The organism is Salinicola corii, assembly GCF_008298015.1.
Lineage (GTDB): Bacteria > Pseudomonadota > Gammaproteobacteria > Pseudomonadales > Halomonadaceae > Salinicola > Salinicola corii.
In genome coordinates, this window is sequence record NZ_VTPX01000004.1 from 197,523 (window position 1) to 221,834 (window position 24,312).

The 24,312-nt window shown below is 61.6% G+C and carries 22 protein-coding genes; 18 read left to right on the top strand and 4 right to left on the bottom strand.

All coding sequences use genetic code 11. The features are described 5' to 3' along the window. Positions 1 to 174 precede the first annotated feature (174 nt). From F0A16_RS09335 to glmU, 10 genes are all read left to right on the top strand, one after another. The gene (locus F0A16_RS09335; protein ID WP_149435117.1) at positions 175 to 585 is read left to right on the top strand and encodes a F0F1 ATP synthase subunit I; all 411 of its coding nucleotides are present in this window, start codon (positions 175 to 177) and stop codon (positions 583 to 585) included. A gap of 3 nt (positions 586 to 588) precedes the next feature. Further along, the gene (atpB, locus tag F0A16_RS09340; RefSeq protein ID WP_149435118.1) at positions 589 to 1,455 is read left to right on the top strand and encodes a F0F1 ATP synthase subunit A; all 867 of its coding nucleotides are present in this window, start codon (positions 589 to 591) and stop codon (positions 1,453 to 1,455) included. A 73-nt stretch (positions 1,456 to 1,528) separates the two neighbouring features. After that, the gene (gene atpE, locus F0A16_RS09345) at positions 1,529 to 1,777 is read left to right on the top strand and encodes a F0F1 ATP synthase subunit C (protein WP_011508579.1); all 249 of its coding nucleotides are present in this window, start codon (positions 1,529 to 1,531) and stop codon (positions 1,775 to 1,777) included. Positions 1,778 to 1,845: 68 nt separating this feature from the next. Then, entirely contained in the window at positions 1,846 to 2,316 is a 471-nt protein-coding gene (locus F0A16_RS09350) for a F0F1 ATP synthase subunit B (protein WP_149435119.1), read from the top strand. 11 nt (positions 2,317 to 2,327) lie between these two features. After that, on the top strand, positions 2,328 to 2,870 hold the full coding sequence (locus F0A16_RS09355; protein WP_149435120.1) for a F0F1 ATP synthase subunit delta: 543 nt from the start codon (positions 2,328 to 2,330) through the stop codon (positions 2,868 to 2,870). A gap of 16 nt (positions 2,871 to 2,886) precedes the next feature. Further along, complete coding sequence (atpA, locus tag F0A16_RS09360) at positions 2,887 to 4,431, top strand: F0F1 ATP synthase subunit alpha (protein WP_149435121.1); 1,545 nt, start codon at positions 2,887 to 2,889, stop codon at positions 4,429 to 4,431. Between the two features lie 81 nt (positions 4,432 to 4,512). Continuing rightward, on the top strand, positions 4,513 to 5,403 hold the full coding sequence (gene atpG / locus F0A16_RS09365; RefSeq protein ID WP_149435122.1) for a F0F1 ATP synthase subunit gamma: 891 nt from the start codon (positions 4,513 to 4,515) through the stop codon (positions 5,401 to 5,403). An 81-nt stretch (positions 5,404 to 5,484) separates the two neighbouring features. After that, positions 5,485 to 6,864: a F0F1 ATP synthase subunit beta gene (atpD, locus tag F0A16_RS09370; RefSeq protein WP_110601669.1), complete on the top strand. Its 1,380-nt coding sequence runs from the start codon at positions 5,485 to 5,487 to the stop codon at positions 6,862 to 6,864. 176 nt (positions 6,865 to 7,040) lie between these two features. Then, entirely contained in the window at positions 7,041 to 7,466 is a 426-nt protein-coding gene (locus F0A16_RS09375; RefSeq protein ID WP_149435123.1) for a F0F1 ATP synthase subunit epsilon, read from the top strand. A gap of 168 nt (positions 7,467 to 7,634) precedes the next feature. Beyond that, positions 7,635 to 9,023 carry a bifunctional UDP-N-acetylglucosamine diphosphorylase/glucosamine-1-phosphate N-acetyltransferase GlmU gene (gene glmU, locus F0A16_RS09380; RefSeq protein ID WP_149435124.1) on the top strand — a complete coding sequence of 463 codons (1,389 nt, stop codon included), beginning with the start codon at positions 7,635 to 7,637 and terminating at the stop codon, positions 9,021 to 9,023. 365 nt (positions 9,024 to 9,388) lie between these two features. Here the strand turns inward: glmU and F0A16_RS09385 are convergent, their stop codons facing one another. The 3 genes from F0A16_RS09385 to argE all read right to left on the bottom strand — a co-directional run bounded on the left by F0A16_RS09385 (position 9,389) and on the right by argE (position 12,345). Continuing rightward, entirely contained in the window at positions 9,389 to 9,952 is a 564-nt protein-coding gene (locus tag F0A16_RS09385; RefSeq protein WP_149435125.1) for a DUF1993 domain-containing protein, read from the bottom strand. A gap of 144 nt (positions 9,953 to 10,096) precedes the next feature. Next, positions 10,097 to 11,200: a DUF1615 domain-containing protein gene (locus F0A16_RS09390; protein WP_149435126.1), complete on the bottom strand. Its 1,104-nt coding sequence runs from the start codon at positions 11,198 to 11,200 to the stop codon at positions 10,097 to 10,099. Continuing rightward, positions 11,197 to 12,345: an acetylornithine deacetylase gene (gene argE / locus F0A16_RS09395; protein WP_149435127.1), complete on the bottom strand. Its 1,149-nt coding sequence runs from the start codon at positions 12,343 to 12,345 to the stop codon at positions 11,197 to 11,199. The genes F0A16_RS09390 and argE overlap by 4 nt, the downstream gene beginning before the upstream one ends. A gap of 179 nt (positions 12,346 to 12,524) precedes the next feature. Here argE and F0A16_RS09400 point away from each other — a divergent pair, with 179 nt between their 5' ends. Both F0A16_RS09400 and glmS read left to right on the top strand, forming a co-directional pair. Then, complete coding sequence (locus F0A16_RS09400; protein WP_149435128.1) at positions 12,525 to 13,301, top strand: DeoR/GlpR family DNA-binding transcription regulator; 777 nt, start codon at positions 12,525 to 12,527, stop codon at positions 13,299 to 13,301. 33 nt (positions 13,302 to 13,334) lie between these two features. Further along, positions 13,335 to 15,176 carry a glutamine--fructose-6-phosphate transaminase (isomerizing) gene (gene glmS / locus F0A16_RS09405; RefSeq protein ID WP_149435129.1) on the top strand — a complete coding sequence of 614 codons (1,842 nt, stop codon included), beginning with the start codon at positions 13,335 to 13,337 and terminating at the stop codon, positions 15,174 to 15,176. 140 nt (positions 15,177 to 15,316) lie between these two features. On the opposite strand, the gene F0A16_RS09410 is transcribed toward glmS, so the two are convergent. Next, on the bottom strand, positions 15,317 to 16,264 hold the full coding sequence (locus F0A16_RS09410) for a LysR family transcriptional regulator (RefSeq protein WP_149435130.1): 948 nt from the start codon (positions 16,262 to 16,264) through the stop codon (positions 15,317 to 15,319). Positions 16,265 to 16,474: 210 nt separating this feature from the next. Between F0A16_RS09410 and F0A16_RS09415 the strand changes: the two genes are divergently transcribed. The 6 genes from F0A16_RS09415 (at position 16,475) to F0A16_RS09440 (ending at position 24,304) form a co-directional block, all read left to right on the top strand. Next, positions 16,475 to 17,392, top strand: coding sequence for an alpha/beta hydrolase family protein (locus F0A16_RS09415; protein WP_149435131.1), 918 nt, complete (start codon positions 16,475 to 16,477; stop codon positions 17,390 to 17,392). A gap of 87 nt (positions 17,393 to 17,479) precedes the next feature. Next, a complete protein-coding gene (locus F0A16_RS09420; protein WP_149435132.1) occupies positions 17,480 to 18,976 on the top strand; it encodes a porin in 1,497 nt (498 codons plus the stop codon). A 53-nt stretch (positions 18,977 to 19,029) separates the two neighbouring features. After that, complete coding sequence (locus F0A16_RS09425; protein ID WP_187775960.1) at positions 19,030 to 20,604, top strand: ABC transporter substrate-binding protein; 1,575 nt, start codon at positions 19,030 to 19,032, stop codon at positions 20,602 to 20,604. A 2-nt stretch (positions 20,605 to 20,606) separates the two neighbouring features. Continuing rightward, entirely contained in the window at positions 20,607 to 21,524 is a 918-nt protein-coding gene (locus F0A16_RS09430) for an ABC transporter permease (RefSeq protein WP_149435134.1), read from the top strand. 3 nt (positions 21,525 to 21,527) lie between these two features. Further along, positions 21,528 to 22,457: an ABC transporter permease gene (locus F0A16_RS09435; protein ID WP_149435135.1), complete on the top strand. Its 930-nt coding sequence runs from the start codon at positions 21,528 to 21,530 to the stop codon at positions 22,455 to 22,457. Next, the gene (locus F0A16_RS09440; RefSeq protein WP_149435136.1) at positions 22,457 to 24,304 is read left to right on the top strand and encodes an ABC transporter ATP-binding protein; all 1,848 of its coding nucleotides are present in this window, start codon (positions 22,457 to 22,459) and stop codon (positions 24,302 to 24,304) included. The genes F0A16_RS09435 and F0A16_RS09440 overlap by 1 nt, the downstream gene beginning before the upstream one ends. Positions 24,305 to 24,312: the final 8 nt, after the last annotated feature.

Here is a 24,312-nt window from a genome sequence, read left to right on the forward strand (position 1 = left end):
CGCACTTTTCGTGATCGTTTACTCGAAAAGACGCATCAGATCGGTGCAGGTTCGGTTGAAGCGGCATGGCCGCTTCTCTATAATCCGCCGAGATTTGCCAAGCTGACGCTGAACACAGACATCGCACGTGGAAACAACAACGTCATCCTAGGACTCAACGGCGAGACCGACGCCATGCAACCAGCGGCACCGGCCAAGCTTCCAAGACCGCGAATCGCGGGGTTGATCCTGTTACAGTGCGGCGTAGTGATGGGGCTGGTCCTCATCGGTTGGGTTGGCTGGGACCTCGGAACGGCGTTTTCCGCTTTGACCGGTGGTCTCGTTGCCGCCATTCCCAATGCCTTCTTCGCCTGGCGCGCCTTTCGCTATCAGGGGGCGGCGCAGGCGAGATACATCGTCAAGAGTTTCTACCACGCCGAGGCCGGCAAGTTCGGTTTGACGGCGGCACTGTTCACGCTGGTGTTCGTGACCGTGCCCCCCTCAAACCCCGCTTTCTTCTTTGGCGCTTATGTCGTGACGCTGCTGGTGCACTGGATGGGGCCCTGGCTCCTGCACCGCCCGTCACACATTCAATCTCGAGGCTGAACCATGGCTGGCAACAACATGACGAGTACGGAGTACATCCAGCACCATTTGCAGAACATGACGTTCGGTCTGCATCCGGAAAACGGCTGGTCGATGGCTCATTCCGCTGCCGAGGCCAAGGCCATGGGATTCTGGGCCATCCACGTCGATACCATGCTGTGGTCGATCGGCCTCGGGGTGCTGTTCCTGTACCTGTTTCGTCTGGTGGCCAAGCGCGCTTCCACCGGCGTGCCGACCGGTCTGCAGAACTTCGTCGAGATGATGGTCGAGTTCGTCGATAACTCCGTGCGCGAAACGTTCCACGGCAAGAGCCGACTGATCGCGCCGCTGTCGCTGACGATCTTCTGCTGGATTTTTCTGATGAACATCATGGATCTGGTGCCGGTGGACTTCCTGCCGGTGCTGGCCCAGAAGGTAGGTGCCTGGTTCGGTGCCGACCCGGCGCACGTCTACTTCAAGGTTGTCCCCACGACCGACGTCAATGCCACGCTCGGCATGTCGCTATCCGTTTTCGCGCTGATCATTTTCTATTCCATTCGTTCCAAGGGCCTGTCCGGTTTCATCGCGGAATTGACACTGCACCCGTTCAACACGCCCAATAAACTTGCCCAGATCTTGTTGATTCCGGTCAACTTCCTGCTTGAAGTCGTTACCTTGTTGGCCAAACCGGTTTCGCTGGCGCTACGACTGTTCGGTAATCTCTACGCCGGCGAACTGATCTTCATCCTGATAGCCATGGTCGGATTGTGGCAGTTGCCGCTGCACTTCCCGTGGGCGGTGTTCCACATTCTGATCATCACGCTGCAGGCCTTCATCTTCATGATGCTCACCATCGTCTACCTGAGTATGGCGACGGAAGAGCAGCATTGAGACGCGTTCCCGTTAACCCCTGACCCTTAGTAAAACTCGACTGAGCAAGACTCGACTGAAACTGGAGAGAACCATGGAAGCACAAGTTCTGGGCATGACCGCAATTGCCGTTTCTCTGTTGATCGGCCTGGGTGCCCTCGGCACGGCCATCGGCTTCGGCATTCTCGGCGGCAAATTCCTGGAAGGCGCCGCGCGTCAGCCGGAAATGATCCCGCAGCTGCAGGTCAAGATGTTTATCGTCGCTGGCCTGCTCGACGCCGTGACCATGATCGGTGTCGGTATCGCCCTGTTCTTCACCTTCGCCAATCCGTTTGTCGGTTAACGTCGCCTCGAGGCCCGCGAGGCCCCCGGTGACCCTAACCCCAAACCCGTGACGCGAGAGGTGCTGGCGTGAATCTGAACCTTACACTGATTGGTCAGGCCATTGCCTTTGCCGTCTTCGTCTGGTTCTGCATGAAGTATGTATGGCCGCCGGTCATGCAGGCCCTGCAGGAACGACAGAAGAAGATTGCCGATGGTCTGGATGCAGCCAGCCGTGCGACCCGTGATCTCGAACTGGCTCAGGAAAAAGCCGAAGAGACATTGCGGGAGAGCAAGGAGCAGGCGCAGCAGATCCTGGAACAGGCCAACAAGCGGGCCAATCAGATCGTCGAAGAAGCCCGTGACAACGCGCGGGCCGAAGGCGAGCGCATCATCGAAGGCGCTCGCAGCGAAATCGATCAGGAGATCAATCGCGCGAAGGAAGAGCTGCGTGCCCAGGTATCGCTGCTGGCCGTGGCCGGCGCCGAGCGTATCCTGGAGTCCTCCATCGACGAAGCCAAGCATCGTGAGCTCGTCGACAAGCTCGCTGCCGAGCTCTAAGGAGGCGCACCATGGCTGAATCGTCTACCGTCGCTCGACCCTACGCCAAGGCGGCGTTCGAGTTCGCGCGCGATAACAAGGCGCTCCAAGCGTGGTCCCAGAGTCTGTCACTGGTCGCCCTGGCGGCCGGTGACAGCGATGTCCGTGAACGCATACTCGGCAACCCGCGGCTGACCGCTGACGACAAGACGCGTTTGCTGCTGGAAGTCTGCGAAGACCAACCCCTTGACGAGAGCGTGGGAAATTTCCTGCGTCTCGTCGGCGAAAAGGGGCGTCTGGCTGCGTTGCCCGACATCTTTGACGAGTTCGAGGCGCTGCGCGCCCAGGAAGAAAAGCGGGTCGATGTCACCATCGTCTCCGCCTTCGAACTGGATGACGCCCAGCAGAACGTGCTCGTCGAGGCTCTGAAGAAGCGCCTGAATCGTGAAATCTCCATTACCACTCAAGTGGACCGCGACCTGCTGGGCGGCGTGATCCTGCGTACCGGAGACACCGTCATCGACGGCTCCGTGCGCGGTCGATTGCAACGTCTGCGCGAAGCGCTCACCGCTTGAGTTCGAGGGACATGGCATGCAGCAACTGAATCCTTCCGAGATCAGCGACATCATCAAACAGCGTATCGAAAAGCTGGATGTCGCTTCCGAGGCCCGTAATCAGGGCACCGTCGTCAGCGTCGCTGACGGCATCGTTCGCATCCACGGCCTGGCCGACGCGATGCTGGGCGAAATGATCGAGTTCCCCGGTGGCGTCTTCGGCATGGCGCTCAACCTAGAGCGCGACAGCGTCGGCGCCGTGGTGCTGGGCGACTACCTCGAGCTCGAAGAGGGCATGACCGCGCAGTGCACCGGTCGCATCCTCGAAGTGCCGGTCGGTCGCGAACTGATCGGACGCGTGGTCGATGCGCTGGGTAATCCGATCGATGGCAAGGGCGACATCGACGCCAAGATGACCGACGCGATCGAGAAGGTCGCGCCGGGCGTCATCACGCGCCAGTCGGTCGACCAGCCGGTGCAGACCGGCCTCAAGTCGATCGACTCCATGGTGCCGATCGGTCGTGGCCAGCGCGAGTTGATCATCGGCGATCGCCAGATCGGTAAATCCGCCGTGGCGATCGACGCGATCATCAATCAGAAGGGTACGGGTATCACCTGTATCTACGTGGCCATCGGTCAGAAGCAGTCGACCATCGCCAACGTGGTGCGCAAGCTCGAACAGCATGGTGCCATGGATCACACCATCGTGGTCGCCGCCGGTGCCGCCGATCCGGCCGCCATGCAATATCTGGCGCCTTACGCCGGCTGCACCATGGGCGAGTACTTCCGCGACCGCGGCGAAGACGCGATGATCGTCTACGATGACCTCTCCAAGCAGGCCGTCGCCTACCGCCAGATTTCGCTGCTGCTGCGTCGCCCGCCGGGTCGTGAAGCCTATCCGGGCGACGTCTTTTACCTCCACTCGCGTCTGCTCGAGCGTGCCGCGCGCGTCAATGCCGAGTACGTCGAGAAGTTCACCAACGGTGAAGTGAAAGGCAAGACCGGTTCCTTGACCGCGCTGCCGATCATCGAGACCCAGGGTGGTGACGTCTCCGCGTTCGTTCCCACCAACGTGATCTCGATCACCGACGGCCAGATCTTCCTCGAGACGGGCCTGTTCAACTCGGGTATTCGTCCGGCGATCAACGCCGGTCTCTCGGTATCGCGTGTGGGCGGTTCGGCGCAGACCAAGATCATCAAGAAGCTGGGCGGCGGCGTGCGTCTGGCGCTCGCGCAGTATCGCGAACTGGCGGCGTTCTCGCAGTTCGCGTCGGATCTCGACGAGGCGACTCGCAAGCAGCTCGAGCACGGTCAGCGCGTCACCGAACTGATGAAGCAGAAGCAGTACTCGCCGTTGTCGGTGGCCGAGATGGGCGTCACGCTGTACGCCGCCAACGAAGGTTTCCTGGACGACGTCGCGGTCGACAAGGTACTGGATTTCGAGCGTGCGCTGCACGACTACATGAAGTCCGAGCATGCCGACCTGCTCGACAAGATCAACCAGAGCGGCGGCTACGACGACGAGATCCAGCAGGGTCTCAAGTCGGGTCTCGAGTCGTTCAAGTCCACTCAGACCTGGTAAGTGGCGCGACCCGCTCTCCCGCGATGCGATGAGAGCGGGTCGTCCCGCCCGACTGAGCGGCATGAATCAGGGTGATCCGAGATGGCAGCTGGAAAAGAGATCAAATCCCAGATTGGGAGCATCAAGAACACGCAGAAAATCACCAGCGCCATGGAAATGGTCGCTGCGTCGAAAATGCGTCGGGCTCAGGAGCGCATGGTGGCCAGTCAGCCCTATGCCAAACTGATCCGCCGGGTGGTCGGCCACGTCGCCAAGGCCAATCCGGAATACCGTCACGACTATATGATCGAACGCGACGTCAAGCGCGTCGGTTATATCGTCGTTTCCAGTGATCGCGGGCTCGCCGGCGGCTTGAACGTCAACATGTTCAAGGCGGTGGTCAAGCACGCGCGGGACTGGGACCAGAAGGGCGTCGGCGCCGACTTTGCGGCGATCGGCAGCAAGGCCGGTGGCTTCTTTCGCAAGCGCGGCGGCAATCTGCTGGCGGCCAAGAAGGGCCTTGGCGATGCGCCGGAAGCTCAGGATCTGGTCGGTAGTGTCAAGGTGATGCTCGATGCCTTCGATGAGGGCAGTCTGGATCGGCTTTACGTGGTGTACAACGAATTCGTCAACACCATGAGCCAGAAACCCGTCGTGCGTCAGCTGCTGCCCCTGGAGGCAGTCGAGGACGAAAGCGGTGGGGATGAACAACCCAGTCCCGGTGATACGCAGAAGAGCTGGGACTACCTGTATGAGCCGGACGCCAAGACCCTGCTCGATCACCTGCTGGTTCGCTACGTCGAATCCCAGGTGTATCAGGCCGTGGTGGAGAACGCGGCTTGTGAGCAGGCCGCGCGCATGATCGCGATGAAGAATGCGACAGACAACGCCGGCGATCTGATTGACGATCTTCAACTGGTGTACAACAAGGCGCGTCAGGCGGCCATTACCCAGGAAATTTCGGAAATCGTCGGTGGTGCCGCGGCGGTATGACGACATCGCCGTCTGCGCGACGGCGATCTCGAGTACGGCTTGGCCCAACAGGTTTCATTTGCAGGTTTACGAGGAACCACTATGAGCGGACGTATCGTACAAATCATAGGCGCGGTGGTTGACGTAGAATTCCCGCGGGACGACGTGCCCAAGGTCTACGACGCGCTGACGGTCTCGGGTAAAGAGGCCGTTCTCGAAGTGCAGCAGCAGCTCGGCGACGGCGTGGTTCGTGCCATCGTCATGGGCTCCAGCGAAGGTCTCCAGCGCGGCATCGAAGTGGTTAACACCGGTGCCCCGATCTCCGTGCCGGTGGGTACCGAGACGCTGGGCCGTATCATGAACGTGCTCGGTGAGCCGATCGACGAAGCCGGCGATATCGGTTCGGACGCCAAGCGCATGCCGATTCACCGTCAGGCGCCCGGCTACGCGGATCAGGCGGCTTCCAGCGATCTGCTGGAAACCGGCATCAAGGTCATCGACCTGGTCTGCCCGTTCGCCAAGGGCGGCAAGGTCGGCCTGTTCGGCGGCGCCGGTGTCGGCAAGACCGTCAACATGATGGAGCTGATCCGCAACATCGCCACCGAGCACAGCGGCTACTCCGTGTTCGCCGGTGTCGGTGAGCGTACCCGTGAAGGTAACGACTTCTATCACGAGATGGACGAGTCCAACGTTCTCGACAAGGTGGCGCTGGTCTACGGCCAGATGAACGAGCCCCCGGGCAACCGCCTGCGCGTGGCCCTGACCGGCCTGACCATCGCCGAGAACTTCCGCGACGAAGGTCGTGACGTCCTGCTGTTCGTCGACAACATCTACCGCTACACCCTGGCCGGTACCGAAGTGTCGGCCCTGTTGGGTCGTATGCCGTCGGCGGTGGGCTATCAGCCGACGCTGGCCGAAGAGATGGGCGCCCTGCAGGAGCGTATCACCTCGACCAAGACCGGCTCGATCACTTCCGTCCAGGCCGTCTACGTGCCCGCGGATGACTTGACCGACCCGTCGCCGGCGACCACCTTCGCCCACCTGGACTCCACCGTGACGCTGTCGCGCTCCATCGCCGAGCTGGGTATCTACCCAGCCGTCGATCCGCTCGACTCCACGTCGCGCCAGCTCGATCCGCTGGTCGTCGGCGAAGAGCACTACAATACGGCTCGTGGCGTGCAGAACGTGCTCCAGCGCTACAAGGAACTCAAGGACATCATCGCCATCCTCGGGATGGACGAGCTGTCCGACGAAGATAAGCTGGCCGTGGCCCGGGCGCGTAAGATCCAGCGCTTCCTGTCGCAGCCGTTCTTCGTCGCCGAGGTTTTCACCGGCGCGCCGGGCAAGTACGTGTCGCTGCAGGAAACCATCCGTGGCTTCCAGGGCATTCTCAACGGCGACTACGACGACATGCCCGAACAGGCGTTCTACATGGTCGGCACCATCGACGAAGCCGTCGAGAAAGCCAAGAGCATGAAGTAAGGGAAATGCTGAATAAATCGACGAACAGGATGAAGCGCAAGGCGCACGGAGCGCAGAAGGCGAGACATAACATGGGGTTAGGCGAGTCTTCGAGCACCGCGCAACGCAGCGATTCGCCTGTGCAGTCATTTATGCAGTGTTTCCTAAGCCTGCAGACTCCCGGGAGATAAATCGCTATGGCCACATTTCAGTGTGACATCGTCAGCGCCGAGAAGGAGATCTTCTCGGGCAACGTCGAGCAGCTCATTGCTGCCGGCGTGGCCGGCGATCTGGGTATCCTGCGCGGTCACGCGCCGCTGCTGACCGAGCTCAAGCCCGGTCCGGTGCGCGTGATTCAGGAGAGCGGCGAAGAAGAGCTCTACTACGTCACCGGCGGCTTCCTCGAAGTGCAGCCGGACGTGGTCTCGGTGCTGGCGGATACCGCCACCCGAGCCAGCGATCTCGACGAAGCGGAAGCCGAGCAGGCGCGGCAGCATGCGCTGGCTTCGCTCAACGAGAAGCAGACCGAGCTCGACTACGCGCGTGCCTCCGCCGAACTGGCCGAAGCTACCGCCCAGTTGCGCACGCTGCAGCAGCTGCGTCGCAAGGGCGGCCGCGGCTGAAGCGGCAGGCGCGTCTGCCGAGGCAAGCGCTGGTGCAGTACCCGAAGGCGACTCCCCTGGAGTCGCCTTTTTCATGGCCCGCGTTCGGGTGCGACGATCGGATTTCTGCCGGATCGCCTCGACGCGCTAGAATGACGCCCGGTTTTCACTGATCGAAGGATTGACCCCATGACACTCGACGTCGTGATACTAGCCGCCGGCCAGGGCACTCGCATGCGCTCGAAGACGCCCAAGGTGCTGCACGAGCTGGCAGGCCGCCCGCTGGTTCAGCACGTCGTCGATACCGCAGCAGGACTGGAGAGCGCGCGCCTGCACGTGGTGGTCGGCCATGGCGGAGAGTCGGTGCGGGAGACGCTGGCGAGCGCCGGTTCGACGTCCGGCGATGGCGAACTCGGCTTCTGTGAACAGACTGAGCAGAAGGGCACCGGCCACGCCGTGGCCCAGGCGTTGAACAGTCTCGGCGACGGCAAGGTGCTGGTGCTCTACGGCGACGTGCCGCTGATCCAGGCTCGCACCCTTGAGACGCTGCTGGATGGCGTCGACGAGCAGCACATGGCGCTGCTGACGGTGACGCTGGACGATCCCACCGGCTACGGCCGGATCGTGCGCAACGACAAGGGCGCGGTCATCGCCATCGTCGAGCACAAGGATGCCAGCGACAAGCAGCGCGCCATCCGCGAGTGCAACACCGGCATCATGGCGATGACCGCCGCGCAGTTGCGCCGCTGGCTGCCCGAGCTTTCCGCCGAGAACGCCCAGGGCGAATACTACCTGACCGACGTGATCGCCATGGCCGCGGCCGACGGCGTCGAGGTCACCGCCAGCCAGCCGAGTTCACCGGTGGAGGTCGAAGGCGTCAACGACCGTCGCCAGCTGGCGGCACTCGAGCGCGCCTATCAGCGTCGCCAGGCCGATCGCCTGATGACCGCCGGTGTTTCGCTGGCCGATCCGGAGCGCTTCGACCTGCGTGGCGACGTTACCGTCGGCCGTGACATCCGAATCGACGTCAACGTGATCCTGGAAGGCCGGGTGACACTGGAAGACGACGTCGTCATCGGTCCCCACTGCGTGATCAAGGACTCCATCCTGCGACGCGGTGCGGTGGTGAAGGCCAACAGCCACCTGGAGGGCGCCGAGATGGGCGAGGGCAGCGACTGCGGCCCGTTCGCCCGCCTGCGCCCCGGCACGCGGCTCGGCGCCAAGGCGCATGTGGGTAACTTCGTCGAGACCAAGAACGCCTCACTCGGCGACGGCGTCAAGGCAGGGCACCTGAGCTACCTGGGCGACACCGAGATCGGCCGTGACACCAACATTGGCGCCGGCACCATCACCTGCAACTACGACGGCGCCAACAAGCATCTCACGCGAATCGGCGAAGCCGTCTTCGTCGGCTCCAACAGCGCGCTGGTCGCCCCGGTCACCATCGGCAATGGTGCCACCATCGCCGCGGGTTCGACGATCACTCGCGAAGTGAAAGACGACGAGCTGGCCATCGGGCGGAGTCGTCAGATCGTCAAGCAGGGCTGGCAGCGGCCGGTGAAGATGCCGAAGTCTTGATTCGTCGTCTTCAGCGCTCATTCGAGTGAAAAGCGCTCTCGACTGACGAGATATTTACGACCCTTATCGTCGTTATTGCGAGGGGCAAGCCCCTCGCGCTCCCCTTTTTCGCGCCACAGGCTCAAGCAGCCCCGAGTCGATCTTCGTCGACGCTTCGGGTCGGCGCGCAAGGACATCTGACCGCCATGGATGGCGGAAATGCAGAAAATGCAGGAGCAATTTTCTGCCCTGTCCCGGCGCGCCTCTAGCGTCCTGCTTAGCTGAAACATCCTGTCCCGCTTGCAGGGCCCGAGCTGGCCATCCATGGCCAGCTCGTTCGGCGAACCATGCGGTGGCAGTTTTCGGCATTGCCTGCTTTGAGCATTTTAACTTCCAGGCATTGATCCGGGCCGAAGATACCCGAACATATGTGGGACATAGTCTGCCTTCCCAATATCGATACCTTGGTTCCGGAGAATGGCGTAGGCAGTGATGATATGAAAATAGAATTGCGGTAGCGCCCAGTCACGAGCGTACTGCTCGCCGGTCATGTCGAATGTGATGTCGCCTGGGAGCTTAAGAGAAATTGGTAGGCCAGTATCGTTGTCGAGAGCGTTGTCGGAAACATCTTCTAGAAGCGATAGAGCCTGGTCAATTCGAGTTCGGGCATCCGCGATCGATCCCGGTGTATTTCCTGCGCTGTGTCCCTCGGCTACCACTGCATCAAGCCAAGCTGGTACGGGGATACCTCTCAATCGAAATACAGCCTCCTGCGCCTGAAATGCAGCAAACCGTATTTGTGACGACAGAGGTAACATATTTTCTGCGAGCCGCGCCGACATCATGGTTTCGGCCCGCTCAGGCATTTGCTGCTGTGCCTTATCCAATAATCCGCTAAGCGTTCGTAGCATCTGTCTATAGGTCGGGGTGAGAAGGTTAGTCAGTGTCATCGAAGCCCCTAAAATAGATGTAACGTCAGCTTTACAGTTGTAGTCGGTTCTCTCAGAAGATCAAAAAGGTTTGTCAATAGAACTTGCGCAGGACGATCTCTGCAATCATAGGCGCTCGGGTGCTTATGTGTAGTTCTCTAGAGTTTATCGCCCCAGACACTGCCGAAAACGCGTGTTGACTCGCTTGGCGAACCACGCCGTGGTCAGGTTGCGGGTGATCTTGGGGCTCTTTAGCTTGATTCCCGGCAGGCGCGCGTAGGGGGTGGGCTGACCTTCCTGCTGCGCCGCTAGCGAATAGACCTTTTCGTAGAGTTCGGTCTGCTCGAATTCGAGGGAATTCTCCTGCTCGAGCGCGTCGCGGATTTCGCCGTCGTCCATGCCCAGCCGACCTTTCAGCGTGCGTACCGCCAGCTCGGTCTGGCCAGCCTGGCGCGAGCCGGGAATGATCAGGTCGCCATCGAGCGCCAGCGGAATACCGGACAGTTGAGTGACGGCGGCCTGGAACGCGGCGTTGCGGCTGGCGTACCAGCCGGCGTTGAAGTCGGCGAAGCGGTAGATCGGCTCGTCGTAATCGGACGGATAGCCGAGCAGGTGGGCGATACCGAAGTAGAGCCCGCCGCGCCGGGTGAACACCTCGTGGCGGATCGAGCCGTCGATCGGATAGGGATAGTCGTCGGCGTGCTTCTCGGCGAAATCGACGCTGACCTGCATCGGGCCGCCGGTGTGCACCGGGTTGAGGCTACCGAACAGCTGGCGGCCCAGCGGCGCCATGTCGATGAAATCCTCGAAGATCTCGCTCATCTCGCGCTCGGTGGTGATGTGGTCGAGGCGTTCGCTGTAGCTCTCGCCGGTGGGGGATTCCAGGTTCAGGCCGGCATCGACCAGAAAACTCGGAATATGTAGCGCGCTGGCGCGACGCTCGATCTCTTGGCGGGCGATGGCGGAGAGATTGGGCACGCTGGGATCGGCGTCGTAGGTCGATTCCTGCTCGATCACCGCCAGCGTGGCGCAGAGATTGTCCCTGGTCGCGGGCAGGTTCTGGGCCGAGAACGCGGCGGTAATGTCCGTCGCCCAGCCGTCACGGTCCTGGGTCGAGGCCGGAATCAGCCTGACGAGCTCATTCTTCACGCTCGCCGGGCGCTGCTCGAAGCCGGGCTGCGGTGCCTGGGTGCTACAACCGACCAGCAGGATCAGACCGAGTGCCGGCGCCCGGCGAAGCAGGGCGTGAAAGGTCGTGAATCCCCTCATGCGCTGAGATGCTCCACCAGCCGCTGCATCATCGCGTCGCAACGCTCCAGCTGTTCGATGGCGATGAACTCGTCCGGCTTGTGGCCCTGGTCCATGCAGCCCGGCCCGCACACCACGGTGGGAATGCCAGCCTCGTGAAACAGCCCGCCCTCGGTGCCGTAGGCGACGGTGCCGAAGTCATCGCGACCCGCCAGGGTGGCGATCAATCGCGCCACCTCGCTCGAAGCCTCGGTGGTCAGCCCCGGATAGGCCTGCAGCGGCTCGAACACGATATCGGTGGTCGCCTCGATGGCACGCATGCGGGGGAGCAGCTCGTTGTCGGCGTAGTCGCGCATCTCGCGCTCGACCTCATTGGCATCGAAGCCCGGCAGCGAGCGCACTTCCCAGTCGAAGCGACACTCCGACGGCACGATGTTGAGCGCCCGGCCGCCCTCGATCACGCCGGTCTGGACGGTCGAGAAGGGCGGATAGAAACGCTCGTCGTGATGGGCGGGATCGGCCAGCCGGTCGCCGATCTGGTTGAGCCGGACGATCATCTTCGCGGCGGTCTCGATGGCGTTGACGCCCTCCGGCGCGTAGGCGGAGTGGCAGGGCGCGCCGTGCACGCGACAGCGCACGCCGAGCTTGCCCTTGTGACCCAGCACCGGCTTGAGTTCGGTGGGTTCGCCGATGATGCAGGCCAGCGGCTTGTGCGGCCTGTCTTCCAGCATCGAGATGATCGAGCGCACGCCCAGGCAGCCCACCTCTTCGTCGTAGGAGAACGCCAGATGCACCGGCGTCTCGAGTTTCGCCGCCTTGAAGCTCGGCACCGCCGCCAGCACGCAGGCGAGGTAGCCTTTCATGTCGGTCGTCCCGCGACCGTAGAGCTTGCCGTCGCGCTCGGTCATCTCGAATGCCGGCAGCATCCAGGGCTGGCCGTCCACCGGGACCACGTCGGTATGCCCGGAAAGCACCACGCCGCCACGGTCGGCGGGGCCGATCGTCGCCCACAGGTTGGCCTTGCTGCCATCCTCGTTGTGGATCAGTTCGCTGTCGACGCCGTGCTGGCTCAAGTAATTGCGGACGAACTCGATCAGCGCGAGGTTGGATTCGCGGCTGACGGTATCGAAGCCGACGAGTTTCCCCAGAAGTTCCTGACTGGTCATGACAAAGGCGCCTTTTATGGTTGTTTCCGATGGTGACCATGATGCCGAGCCCATGGAAGGGTGGCTACCTCGGCACGTCGAGTATCGTGAGACTTGACGAGTTTGCGCCAATAAGCTTTGATTCGAATCTATATTCTTTCGAATCGAAAGTTAAAAGCCGAATTTCGAAACCTGTCACCATGCCCAGACGCGACACCTCCCAGCGCCGCCATGCCATTCTCGCCTACGTCAACGAACACGGGGAAACCCCGGTCGAGCGGCTTGCGAGCCGCTTCGCGATCTCCGAAGTGACGGTTCGCAAGGATCTCAACACGCTCGAGCGCAGCGGCCTGCTGCTGCGCCGCTACGGCGGGGCGGCACCGCTTCCCCAGGAGATGCTGGGCGAGCCGGCACAGATAATCTCGCCGTTCAAGCGTGCCATTGCCCAGGCGGCGCGAGCGCGGATTCGCGAGCACAACCGGATCATCGTGGATAGCGGCACCACCACGGCGGCGCTGATCGGCGAGCTGGGCGGCCTGCGTGGCCTGGTGGTGATGACCAATTCGCTCGGCGTGGCCGGCGCCCTGCGTGAACTGGAATCGGAACCGGCGCTGCTGATGACCGGCGGCACCTGGGACCCGCACTCGGAATCCTTTCAGGGCCAGGTCGCCGAGCAGGTGCTGCGGGCCTACGACTTCGATCAACTCTTCGTCGGCGCCGACGGCATCGATCTCGAACGCGGCACCACCACCTACAACGAGCTCTTCGGCCTGACCCGCGTCATGGCCGAGGTCGCCCGCGACGTGGTGGTCATGGTGGAGGCCGACAAGATCGGCCGCCGCATCCCCAATCTCGAACTGCCCTGGGCACGCATCGACACGCTGGTCACCGACTGGCGACTCGATGACGTCTCGGCGGCTGCCATCGAACGCCAGGACGTGGCGCTGGTGATCGCCGAACGGCCCGCGGATCAGTAAGGCAGACAACGAACTCTGGATAAGGTATCGACTATGTGTGGAATCGTCGCCGCGCTGGCTGCGCGTAACGTGCAGGGCATCCTGCTGGAAGGGTTGAAGCGTCTCGAATATCGCGGCTACGACAGCGCTGGCATGGCCGTGTTGAACGAGGCTGGCGCGCTCACGCGGCAACGCGCCAAGGGCAAGGTCGCCGCGCTCGAGGAAAAACTCGTGCACGGCGCCCTGACCGGCAGGATCGGGATCGCCCATACCCGCTGGGCGACCCACGGCAAGCCCTCCGAAGTGAACGCTCACCCGCATCTGGCGCGGGAACGTCTGGCGATCGTGCACAACGGCATCATCGAGAACTTCGAGCCACTCAAGCGCGAACTGGAAGGCGACGGTGTGGTGTTCGAATCGGAGACCGATACCGAAGTCGTCGCTCACCTGATCGCGCGAGCCTTTGTCGAGACCGACGACCTGCTGGCGGCGGTGCAGACCACGCTCGACAGGATCGACGGCGCCTACGCGCTGGCGGTGATGCATGCCGATGCTCCGAGGGAGATCGTCGGCGCGCGCAAGGGTAGCCCGCTGGTGGTCGGTGTCGGTATCGACGAGAACTTCCTCGCTTCCGATGCGTTGGCGCTGCTGCAGGTCACCGACCGCTTCATCTACCTCCAGGAAGGCGACGTGGTTCGGCTGAGCGATAACCGTGGCATCGAGATTGTCGCGGCTGACGGCAGCCCGGCCGAACGCCCGGTACACGCCTTCGAGCACGGCGATAGTGCCGCCAGTCGCGGCGAGTATCGCCACTTCATGCTCAAGGAGATTCACGAGCAGCCGGCGGTGATCGCCGCCACGCTGGAAGGCCGCCTGAGCGGCTCCCATGTGCTCGAGAGCAGCTTCGGCGTCGGTGCCAGGGGGCTGTTCGAACGTGTCGCGCAGGTGCATATCGTCGCCTGCGGCACCAGCTACCATGCCGGCATGGTGGCACGCTACTGGCTCGAGAAGCTGGCGGGCCTACCGACCACGGTCGAAGTCGCCTCCGAGTACCGCTACCGCGAAGTGGTGGTGCCGGCAGATACTCTGTTCGTGACGCTTTCCCAGTCCGGCGAGACCGCCGATACCCTGGCGGCGCTACGCTATGCCAAGAGCCGTGCCAAAACATCGGGTTACCTGGGCGCGCTGGCGATCTGCAACGTGCCCGGCAGCTCGCTGACGCGGGAATCCGACCTGGCGTTGATGACCCAGGCCGGCCCGGAGATCGGCGTTGCCTCCACCAAGGCGTTCACCACTCAGCTCGTCGCGCTGATGCTGCTGACGCTGTCGCTGCGCAAGAGTCGCGGCGATGAGCGGGAAACGACGCTGGTTCAGGCGCTACGCGGCCTGCCGACGGTGCTCGACAGCGCGCTGGCCATGGACGGGCCGATCGCCGAACTGTCGGAAGCGTTCGCCGAAAAGCATCATGCGCTGTTCCTGGGCCGCGGCACCCAGTTCCCGATCGCCCTGGAAGGCGCGCTCAAGTTGAAGGAGATCTCCTACATCCACGCCGAGGCGTACCCGGCCGGCGAGCTCAAGCACGGCCCACTGGCGCTGGTCGACGCCGACATGCCGGTGGTCGCCGTCGCGCCCAACGACGAACTGCTGGAGAAACTCAAGTCCAACCTGCAGGAAGTCCGCGCCCGGGGCGGCGAGCTGTTCGTCTTCGCCGACGAAGGCGTGGCGCTGACCGCCGCCGACAACCTGCGCGTGCTCCACGTACCGGCTGTGGATGAATTTCTCGCGCCCATCGTCTACACCATTCCGCTGCAGTTGCTTTCCTATCACGTCGCCGTGCTCAAGGGCACCGACGTCGACCAGCCGCGCAACCTGGCCAAGAGCGTCACGGTGGAGTGAGCAATTCGATGGTCATACTGGTGGAGGTGAAGCCGTTCTATAGCCCGATTATACCCCTCGATGGCTGCCAGGTAGTTGCGGCAGGACTTATGTAGCGTTTCCTTAAGCGAAATCACGCTAAATCTGGGTATTGCTGGATTTTATTCTGCGGAAGTGTGGAGCGGAATGATCGCCTCACTATCAACAGGGCTTTGTGCGCGAATCGATTCGATGGCATCGCGCATGCAGTCGACAAATTCTTTCGATGTGCTAGAAAGACCGGTGCGTTCACCATAGACATAGCCGAAAGAGAGCCAACGCTCGGGATAGAGTGGACGCATCACTGCACCCGCCATATCGATGGAAGGAGCGCATAGACGGTCTAGCACCGCAATACCGGCGCCATCGCGTGCCATCTGGCAGGTTAGTAGCGAGGAGCTACTCTGGACGATGTGATCGACGTCGACGCCTCCCGCTTTCAGAAAGTTATCGACATGATCACGCCACACCTGACCGGGTACCAATCCCAGCATGGGTTGGTTGGCGAGATCCTCCGCCGTCACGTACGCCTTGGCCGCTAGTGGATGGTCGGCAGACATGATCGCTTCCGCGCGAACTTTGACCAGTGGTACTGCTTCGATCTTCAACAGTGAATGTGCCACCGGTAGCGATATCACCCCAAGATCGTAGATACCAACCCCCAGGCGCTTTTCCAACTGACGCCGTGAATAGAGATCAACATGGATCTGCATTTCCGGGTGTAAGCGCCGCATCCTCACCAGCGCCGGGGAGACGATGCCTTGTCCGACCCTGGCGGCGGCGAGGACGCGAAACTGCTGCTCTCGACGATCACGGATATTGCTGGTGATCTTCGGAATTTCGTCCAACCCGGCGACGATATGTTCCGCTTCCCGAAAGAAACGCTCTCCGTCATCCGTCAGTAGCAGGCGACGGCGTGAACGATGAAACAGTGTGATGTGTATTTCGGCTTCCAGTTGAGTAATCAAGCGACTGGCGGCTGGCTGGCTGATATGCAATTCCCTCGCAGCGCTGGCCAGTGATCCCTGAATGACGATTTGCCGGAAGAGCCGTAAGGCTTTGATGTTCATCGAACTCACAATATTGATATAAATTATTGTTTTTAGAACATAAAAGCCCAACCCATTCAATTAGCGAAACGGTTAATAGCATCTTTCGAATTTCTCAATGGTTGGCGTCTTGATAGCTTTCAGGCGAGGTCGGAGCGGGCGCTAGACGTCCAACCGTCTTCACTAAAATCTCTAATAAGACTAACGCCAGACACAAAGTGAGAGAAAACAATGCGAGTACTGTTCGCGCTGATCCTGCTGGGTCTGCCGTGGTCGTTGGCGCACGCCGCCAGCGATCGCAGCCTGGCCGAGGGAGCGGGTCAATATACCTTTCAGGATCCGGATACCCAGAGTGACGTAATCGTCTATTACTACAAACCTAGCGGTTATACACCTAATACCCCCGTCGTTTTCGTCCTGCACGGGCTGCGCCGCAATGCCAAAGAGTATCGCGACAGCTGGATGAAGTACGCCGAGCGCAACGGCCTGATGGTGTTGTCGCCACGCTTCAGCCGTGATCCCTACCCCGGGGCCAATGGCTACAACCTCGGCAATGTGTTCAACGCCAAGACCCACCGGGAGCGTATCGGCCGGGCCAAGCCGGATGAGCTGAACCCGCAACCCATGTGGGCCTTCACCCTCATCGAGCGGCTGTTCACCGATTTCGATGCTAACCGGGACAGTAATAACAATCCGACTTACTTCCTCTATGGTCATGGTGCCGGTGCCCAGTTCGCCCACCGTTTCGCCATGTTCATGCCCGACTCCCGCGCACAAGAGATCATCGTCGGCGCCGCTGGTTGGTACACCATGCCCGATAAACACGTCGAATGGCCCTACGGAACCGGTGGCGTGCCCATCGTCGATGACGCCGCATTGAAGTCGTTCTTCGCTCAGCCGGTACTACTGGTGGCGGGTGGCGCGGATACCGCAACGATTCAGACGGTAATGCGCAAGACGCCTGAAGCGATGGCCCAAGGCGGCAATCGTGTCGAACGCACGCGTAATTATTTCGATTTTGCACGCGAGCGTGCCCGGGCATTGGGGGCACCTTTCGACTGGGAGCTTTGGGTGCTACCTGGCGTCACGCATAGTCCGAGCCTGATGGTTCCCTTCGCCGCCAGCTATATCGCGGCACTTGCCCGCTAGCCCTAACAACCCTGAACGCCAAGCGATCGGAAGCTGCCGCGACCGGACCAACAACGAGAACTCGGTCCTTCGGGACCAGGGGAAAAAATGCCAAATCATGTCTTATCGAGTGGACGCAGCCTGCTGTCCGTCACCACTATCGGGCTAATGGCGCTGCCGGCCATGGTACCCATGACAGCCTCTGCTGATGACGCTGCACTGGCCGAACTGGTCAAGCGACAGTCAGCCATGCTGGAAGCCCAGGCCAAGCAGTTGCAGGCCATGCAAGCGCGGCTGAATAGGTTGGAGGCGGACGAGCAGCAGGATCGGGGCGCGTCGCTGGTTACCAGCCCACCCGCCACTACATCACCGCAGCAGGATGTGTCGATCGACAAGCTGAAGAATCGCGTCGCCTTGCTGGAAGCCTCTCAGGTCGACCGCACCCGCATCGACTGGTCCGATGGCGGTCCGAAGTTCATCAGTGCCAATGGAAAGCGCTCGCTGGAGATCAACGGTCGCCTTCAACTCGACGCTTCCAATACGAGTGGTTCGCGCTTCGATAGCCGTAATATCGGGGGCACGCAGGCGCGACGTCTGCAATTCGGTGTCAGTGGCCAGTTGTCGGAACGTATCGGCTACAAGATGGAGTACGATCTCTCCAGCAACGACATCAGCATGCGCGACGCCTATGTCTCGAGCGACTTCAAGTTTGGCGAGCACGACGCCACCCTCTATGTCGGCAACAAGTATGACGACCGCACGATGGATGGCGCCACGTCGTCGAACAACACCTGGTTCATGGAGCGTGGTTTCGTCAACGAGGCTCTTGGCCCCGAGCGCGGTTCCTACGGACTTGGAATCAAGGGCAAGGTTTTTGGCGACAGCCGTACCTGGCATACGTCGCTGGCGATCACCAATGGCAGACTGGGCGGCGATACCGACCGCTCCGATTCCACGACCTACATGACTCGCTCCCACTGGAACCCATGGACCAGCGGCAGCGACATGGTTCATCTGGGCGCTTGGGGATTTCACGAGAACATCCACGAAAGCGATACATCGGCCACTCAGAACACCAGAGCCGCCGATGGCTTCAATGACAACGTCACCATCAACAGCCGTCCGATCAGAGATCCCGAATCGAGCAATGCCTACGGTTTCGAGTTGGCGACCTCTCTCGGACCCTTTGCCGCGGCTGCCGAATACGGTAAGCGCAGCATTCAGCAGCGCGACTCCGCCGGCGGCGACGATGTCAGATATGACGCCTACAGCGTGCAGGCGGGTTACTTCCTCACCGGGGAAAACCACGGTTACTCACGTAAGTCCGGCGTCTGGCGTCTTCCTGAGGTCAAGGATCCGGTTTCCGCCGGCGGCTGGGGTGCCTTCGAGCTCGCCACTCGTTATCAGGCACTGGATTTCGACGGGACCTCGGACTATCCCCGAGGAGACGGTCATTCGACCACGGTCGGCCTGAATTGGTACCCCAACGACTGGTCACGGGTGATGTTCAATTACATTCATTGGAACACTCACAATCGCAGCGGCGACTACGAAGGCAAGGATGACGGCGACACCCTGGCAACCCGGCTGCAGGTGGTTTTTTAATGATGTTCTGTCCTCTGAAACGATGGACCCCGGCGTCTGCCGGGGCCCTCGCCTTGGGGCTGACGATGCTGCTGGGCTTGGCTGGTTGCACCGACGACGGATCGCAGGACGATATCCTGGACGTCGCTTTTCAGTCTCAGGTCAGTAATCTCGACCGCACTTTCACCACCAAGCGCGAGTACATCATCCTCTCGCAGTTGATCGACGACTTCCTGTTCGATGTCGATCCCGAGACGTTGAAGTATGAACCCTTGCTGGCGAAATCCTATGAATTCATCAACGATACCACCCTGGACGTCACCCTCCGCGACGGGGTGAAGTTCCACGATGGCTCGACCTTGAGCGTCAAGGACGTGCTTTACACTTACAACTTCGTTCTCGATCCGGATAACGGCGCCCGGGCGAATCGCAACGTCAGCGACTGGCTGGAGTCGGTGGAACAGATCGGGCCCATGACCGTTCGCTTCCATCTCAGTTACCCCTACCCGTTGGCGCTCCGGGACATGGCGGTTACCGTGCCGATCCGCAAGGCGGGCAGCTATACGGTCGACGGCGAGCTCGACAAGTCAGCGCTGGTAACGCGTGAGAACGGTCTTGGCCCCTATGAGGTCGTCCACTTTCTGCCCGGCCGCGAAGTGATGTTGAAGCGCTTCGAGGATTATTACGACGGCTCGCCCAAGGGCAAACCCGCGATCCGCCAGATCCGTATACACACCATCTCCGACTGGGGCTCGGCACAGGCCGGGATTCTCGCTGGTGAGCTCGATTGGCTCTACAACGTGCCCGGCGATATCGCGCGCAACCTGGATGCCTCGGGCTACGCCAAGCGCCTGGTAGGCCCATCGATGCGTATCGGCTTCTTGCAGCTGGATGCCGCCGGCCTGACTGGCGAAAATGCCCCGCTGACCGACCTGCGTGTGCGCCGGGCGGTCAATCACGCCATCAATCGCCAATCCATCGTCGAGAATCTGGTCGGCGCGGGTGCCAGTCTCATCGCGACCAGTTGCAACCCGGTCCAGTTCGGCTGCGAAACGGATGTCCAGCGCTACCCCTACGACCCACGCAAGGCCAGAGAGCTACTGACGGAGGCCGGCTATCCCGATGGTTTCCCGCTGACGCTTTGGGCCTACCGCGACCCCTATGTTGCCGAAGCCATGGCTCAGGATCTGCGCGATGTCGGCATTGATGTCAGCCTGCGCTACGTGCCGCTGCCGGTCCTCAACAAGGCGCGCTCCGCGGGCGAAATTCCAGCCTACTTCGGCACCTGGGGCGCTGGCGGCACCGCTGATGTCGCCGCCACGCTATCGGTGATGTGGAACATGAACACCGACCGCAATCTGGCGCAGGATCCGCTGATCGCCAAGCTCGTGGCTAGCGCGGAGCGAACCCAGGTCAAGGAAACCCGCCGCCAGCTATACAGCCGGGCGCTGAAGCGCATCGCCGATCAGGCCTACTGGGCGCCGCTGTATGTCTTTCCGCAGAACTACGTCGTCAACAAACGTCTCGGCTTCCCGGTTCCCAGCGACGGCCTGCCGCGGCTTTATCTGACCCACTGGCGGTCCGACGGCGACTCCACCAGTGGCGATAGGGCCAGCGGCGGTACCGTCGGCAACAAGGGAGGGAACTGACCATGCTGCGATTTGCGATCCGACGCCTGCTGCTGGCGCTGGCCGTGGGGTTTACGGTGTCGCTGGCGGCGTTCCTCGCCCTGCAGCTGGCCACCGACCCGGCTCAGGCAATCGCCGGTGAGGATGCGGAACCGGCAGTGGTCGAGCAGATTCGTATCGAGTACGGGCTGGACCGGCCGCTGGTCACCCAGTACGTCGACTGGATCGGCAACGTTGTCCAGGGCAACTTCGGCGAGAGCTTCTACTGGCACCAGTCGGTTGCCGATCTGATTCTGCAGGCTGCGCCGACCACGCTGAAACTGGCGACGTTCTCGATACTGGTCACGATACTGGTGGCGATTCCGCTGGGCGCCCTGGCTGCCATGCGACCCAACAGCTGGGTTGATCGGCTGGCGTTGTCGGTATCGGTCTCCGCTCAGGCGATTCCCAACTTCTGGCTGGGACTGGTGGTCATTGTCATCTTCTCGGTGCACCTCGGCTGGTTTCCCGTGGCCGGCGACAGGACGCTGGCCCACTTCGTGCTGCCCGCCTTCGTGCTCGGCATGACATCGGTGCCCGCCGTCATGCGCCTGACCCGCGCCGGCCTGCTCGAAGCCTTCGAAGCGGACTACATTCGCACCGCCCGTGCCAAGGGATTCCGCGGTTATCCCCTGCTCAAAAAGCAGGCACTACGTAACGCTATGCTACCCGTGATCAGTGTGCTCGCGGTCCAGCTCGGCAACAAGCTGGGCGGAGCCATCATCACCGAAGCCGTGTTTTCGATGCGCGGGCTGGGCCGCCTTGCCGTCGACTCGATCCAGGGCGGCGACATTCCCACGGTGCAGATGCTGGTGTTCGTGTTCGCCATGACTTTCGTACTTCTGACCTTCATAGCGGATCTGATCAATGCCTGGATCGATCCCCGCCTGCGCCTGAGGTAAGCCATGAGTTCCATCGACAATACGCTTCCCGAACGGCAGACATCCGCCGGTGTGGAGCATACCGAATCGCTGATCACGCTGACGCCACGCCAGCTGTTACATCGGCGCGCCTTCTCTCACTGGGGCCTGATCATCGGAACCTTGACCGTGATCGCGCTGGTGCTGTTGGCCGTCGTCGGCCCCCTGGTGCTGCCCTTCGATGCCTATGCTCAGGAACTGGCCGGGCGCCTGCAACCACCGGTCTGGGCAGGTGGTGACTGGGCCCATCCGCTGGGCACCGATCATCTAGGCCGCGACTATCTGGCCCGCCTGCTGATTGGTGCACGCATCTCGCTGACCGTGGGTTTCTTCGCCGCCACGCTGGGTTGCATCATCGGCGTCACGCTCGGTGTATGTGCCGGTTACTTTGGTGGCCGGATCGATCAGGCCGTCTCCTACCTGCTTACCTGTCAATTGGCGCTACCACAGATCCTGCTGGCCATGGCACTGGTGTTTTTGATAGGGCCGTCGATCTATGTGGTGATCGGGGTCATTGGCGTACTCCAGTGGAGCTACTTCCTGGTAGTAACGCGTTCCGCGGTGATGCGTATCCGTGAGCTGGATTACATCGCCTCGGCCAAGACCATCGGCAGCTCCACCAGGTCGATCTTCTGGCACGAGGTACTGCCCAACCTGCGCAGCCAGATCATCGTCATCTTTACCATCGAAATGGGTGTCGCGATTCTTTCCGAAGCAGCGCTATCGTTTCTCGGCGTCGGCATTCAGTCTCCCACGCCATCCTGGGGACTGATGATCTCCGAGGGCCGCCAATCGATGTTCTTCAATCCGTGGCTGACCATTCTGCCGGGTATCGCACTCTTCCTGCTGGTCATGGGAGTCAATCTAATGGGCGATGGCATGCGTGATGTGCTGACGCCGGAGGGACGACACTGATGAACGAACATGCCCCACTCCTGCGGGTTGAGAACCTTTCCATCACCCTGAAAACTCCTTCCGGCGAGCAGGTGCAGCCACTGCGTGGTGTCAATTTCGAGCTGAGCCGTGGCGAGGCGCTGGGTATCGTCGGCGAATCGGGCTCGGGCAAGTCGATGAGCATGCTGGCGCTGATGGGACTGCTACCGTCCAATGCCAGGCGTGACGCCGATTCGCTGAAGCTCGGTGACAAGGATCTGCTGCAGATCGAGGATACGACCTTCGCCCGTGAGATCGCCGGCAAGCGTATCGGCATGATCTTTCAGGAGCCGATGACTTCGTTGAATCCGGTGTACACCATCGGTCGGCAGTTGATCGAAACCGCCACGCTGTATGGACGCGGCACCGCCCGCGCCGCCAGGGCACGGGCCATCGAACTGCTGAACCGTGTCGGCGTGCCGGAGCCGGAGCTGCGCCTCGATCAGTACCCGCACCAGCTCTCCGGTGGTCTACGGCAACGCGTCATGATCGCCATGGCCTTGATGAACGAGCCGGAGCTGATCATCGCCGACGAACCGACCACGGCCCTGGATGTCACCATCAAGGCACAGATTCTCGACCTCCTGGCGGACCTGCAGTCGGAACTCGGGATGGGCATGATTCTGGTCAGCCACGATATCGGCGCGGTATCCCGTGCGGTAGATCGCATTGGCGTGATGTATGCCGGCGCCTTTGTCGAAAAAGGGCCACTGGACGATGTCTTCGAGCATCCGCTTCATCCCTACACTCAGGGACTACTGCAATGCGCGCCACGCGCGACTCTGGCCCACGGTGGCCCCCGTCTCGGCGCCATCCCCGGCAGTGTGCCCAGTCCGTTCAAGAGACTGACACGATGTGCTTTTTCCGACCGTTGCCCACATGTCCACGACGCCTGCTACGGCAGCGAGCCGGCGCTGCGGTCGGCGGGCAACCAAGCCTATCGCTGCGTGCTCGATGCCGAGCAGCTCCAAAGCGATAACGACCACAGTGACAAGGGGGTCGTCATCCCGCATGCGACACCGGTGCAGGTCGAGCATGGCGATCCGCCCGTTTTGGCGCTGGAGTCGGCCAGTTGCGTGTTCACCACGCGGCGCGGCCTGTTAGGGCGGAGTAAGGACAATCGCGCCGTCGACGACGTGTCGATCGCCCTGCACGGGAACGAGATTCTGGCCATCGTCGGTGAATCCGGCTCCGGCAAGACTACCACTGCCCGTATGATGCTGGGCCTGCAACAACCGACCAGCGGTGTGGCGCTGTTTCGTGGCGAGGCTTTGGAAAAGTCCACTCCGCGTCAGCGCGCGCAGTTGATCCAGCCGGTGTTTCAGGACCCCTACTCGTCGCTCAATCCCTTGCGCACCGTGGGGGACTCCATCGGGCGGCCACTGGTGGTGCATGGCGTCGGCAACCGGGCCAGCCGGCGCGAGCGCGCGCTCGAGATCATGTCGCTGGTCGGCCTGCCGGAGCGTTTCTACAACAGCTACCCCAATCAGATGTCGGGTGGCCAGCGTCAGCGCGTGGCGATTGCCCGTGCTCTGGTGCTAGAGCCGAAGGTATTGATCTGCGACGAGCCAACCTCGGCACTGGATATTTCTGTGCAGGCGCAGATTCTCAATCTGTTGCTCGATCTGCGCGAGCGGCTGGGATTGACCTATCTGCTGATCACGCACGATCTGGCCGTGGTCCGCTATTTTGCCACGCGAGTGGTGGTCATGAAGTCGGGGCAGATCGTGGAAAGTGGCGAAACCGAACGAGTATATACGCAGCCGACACATCCCTATACCCAAGAATTGCTGGCCTCGATCAGCGATCCTCTACGCCGATCGGCCTGAACTGAAGG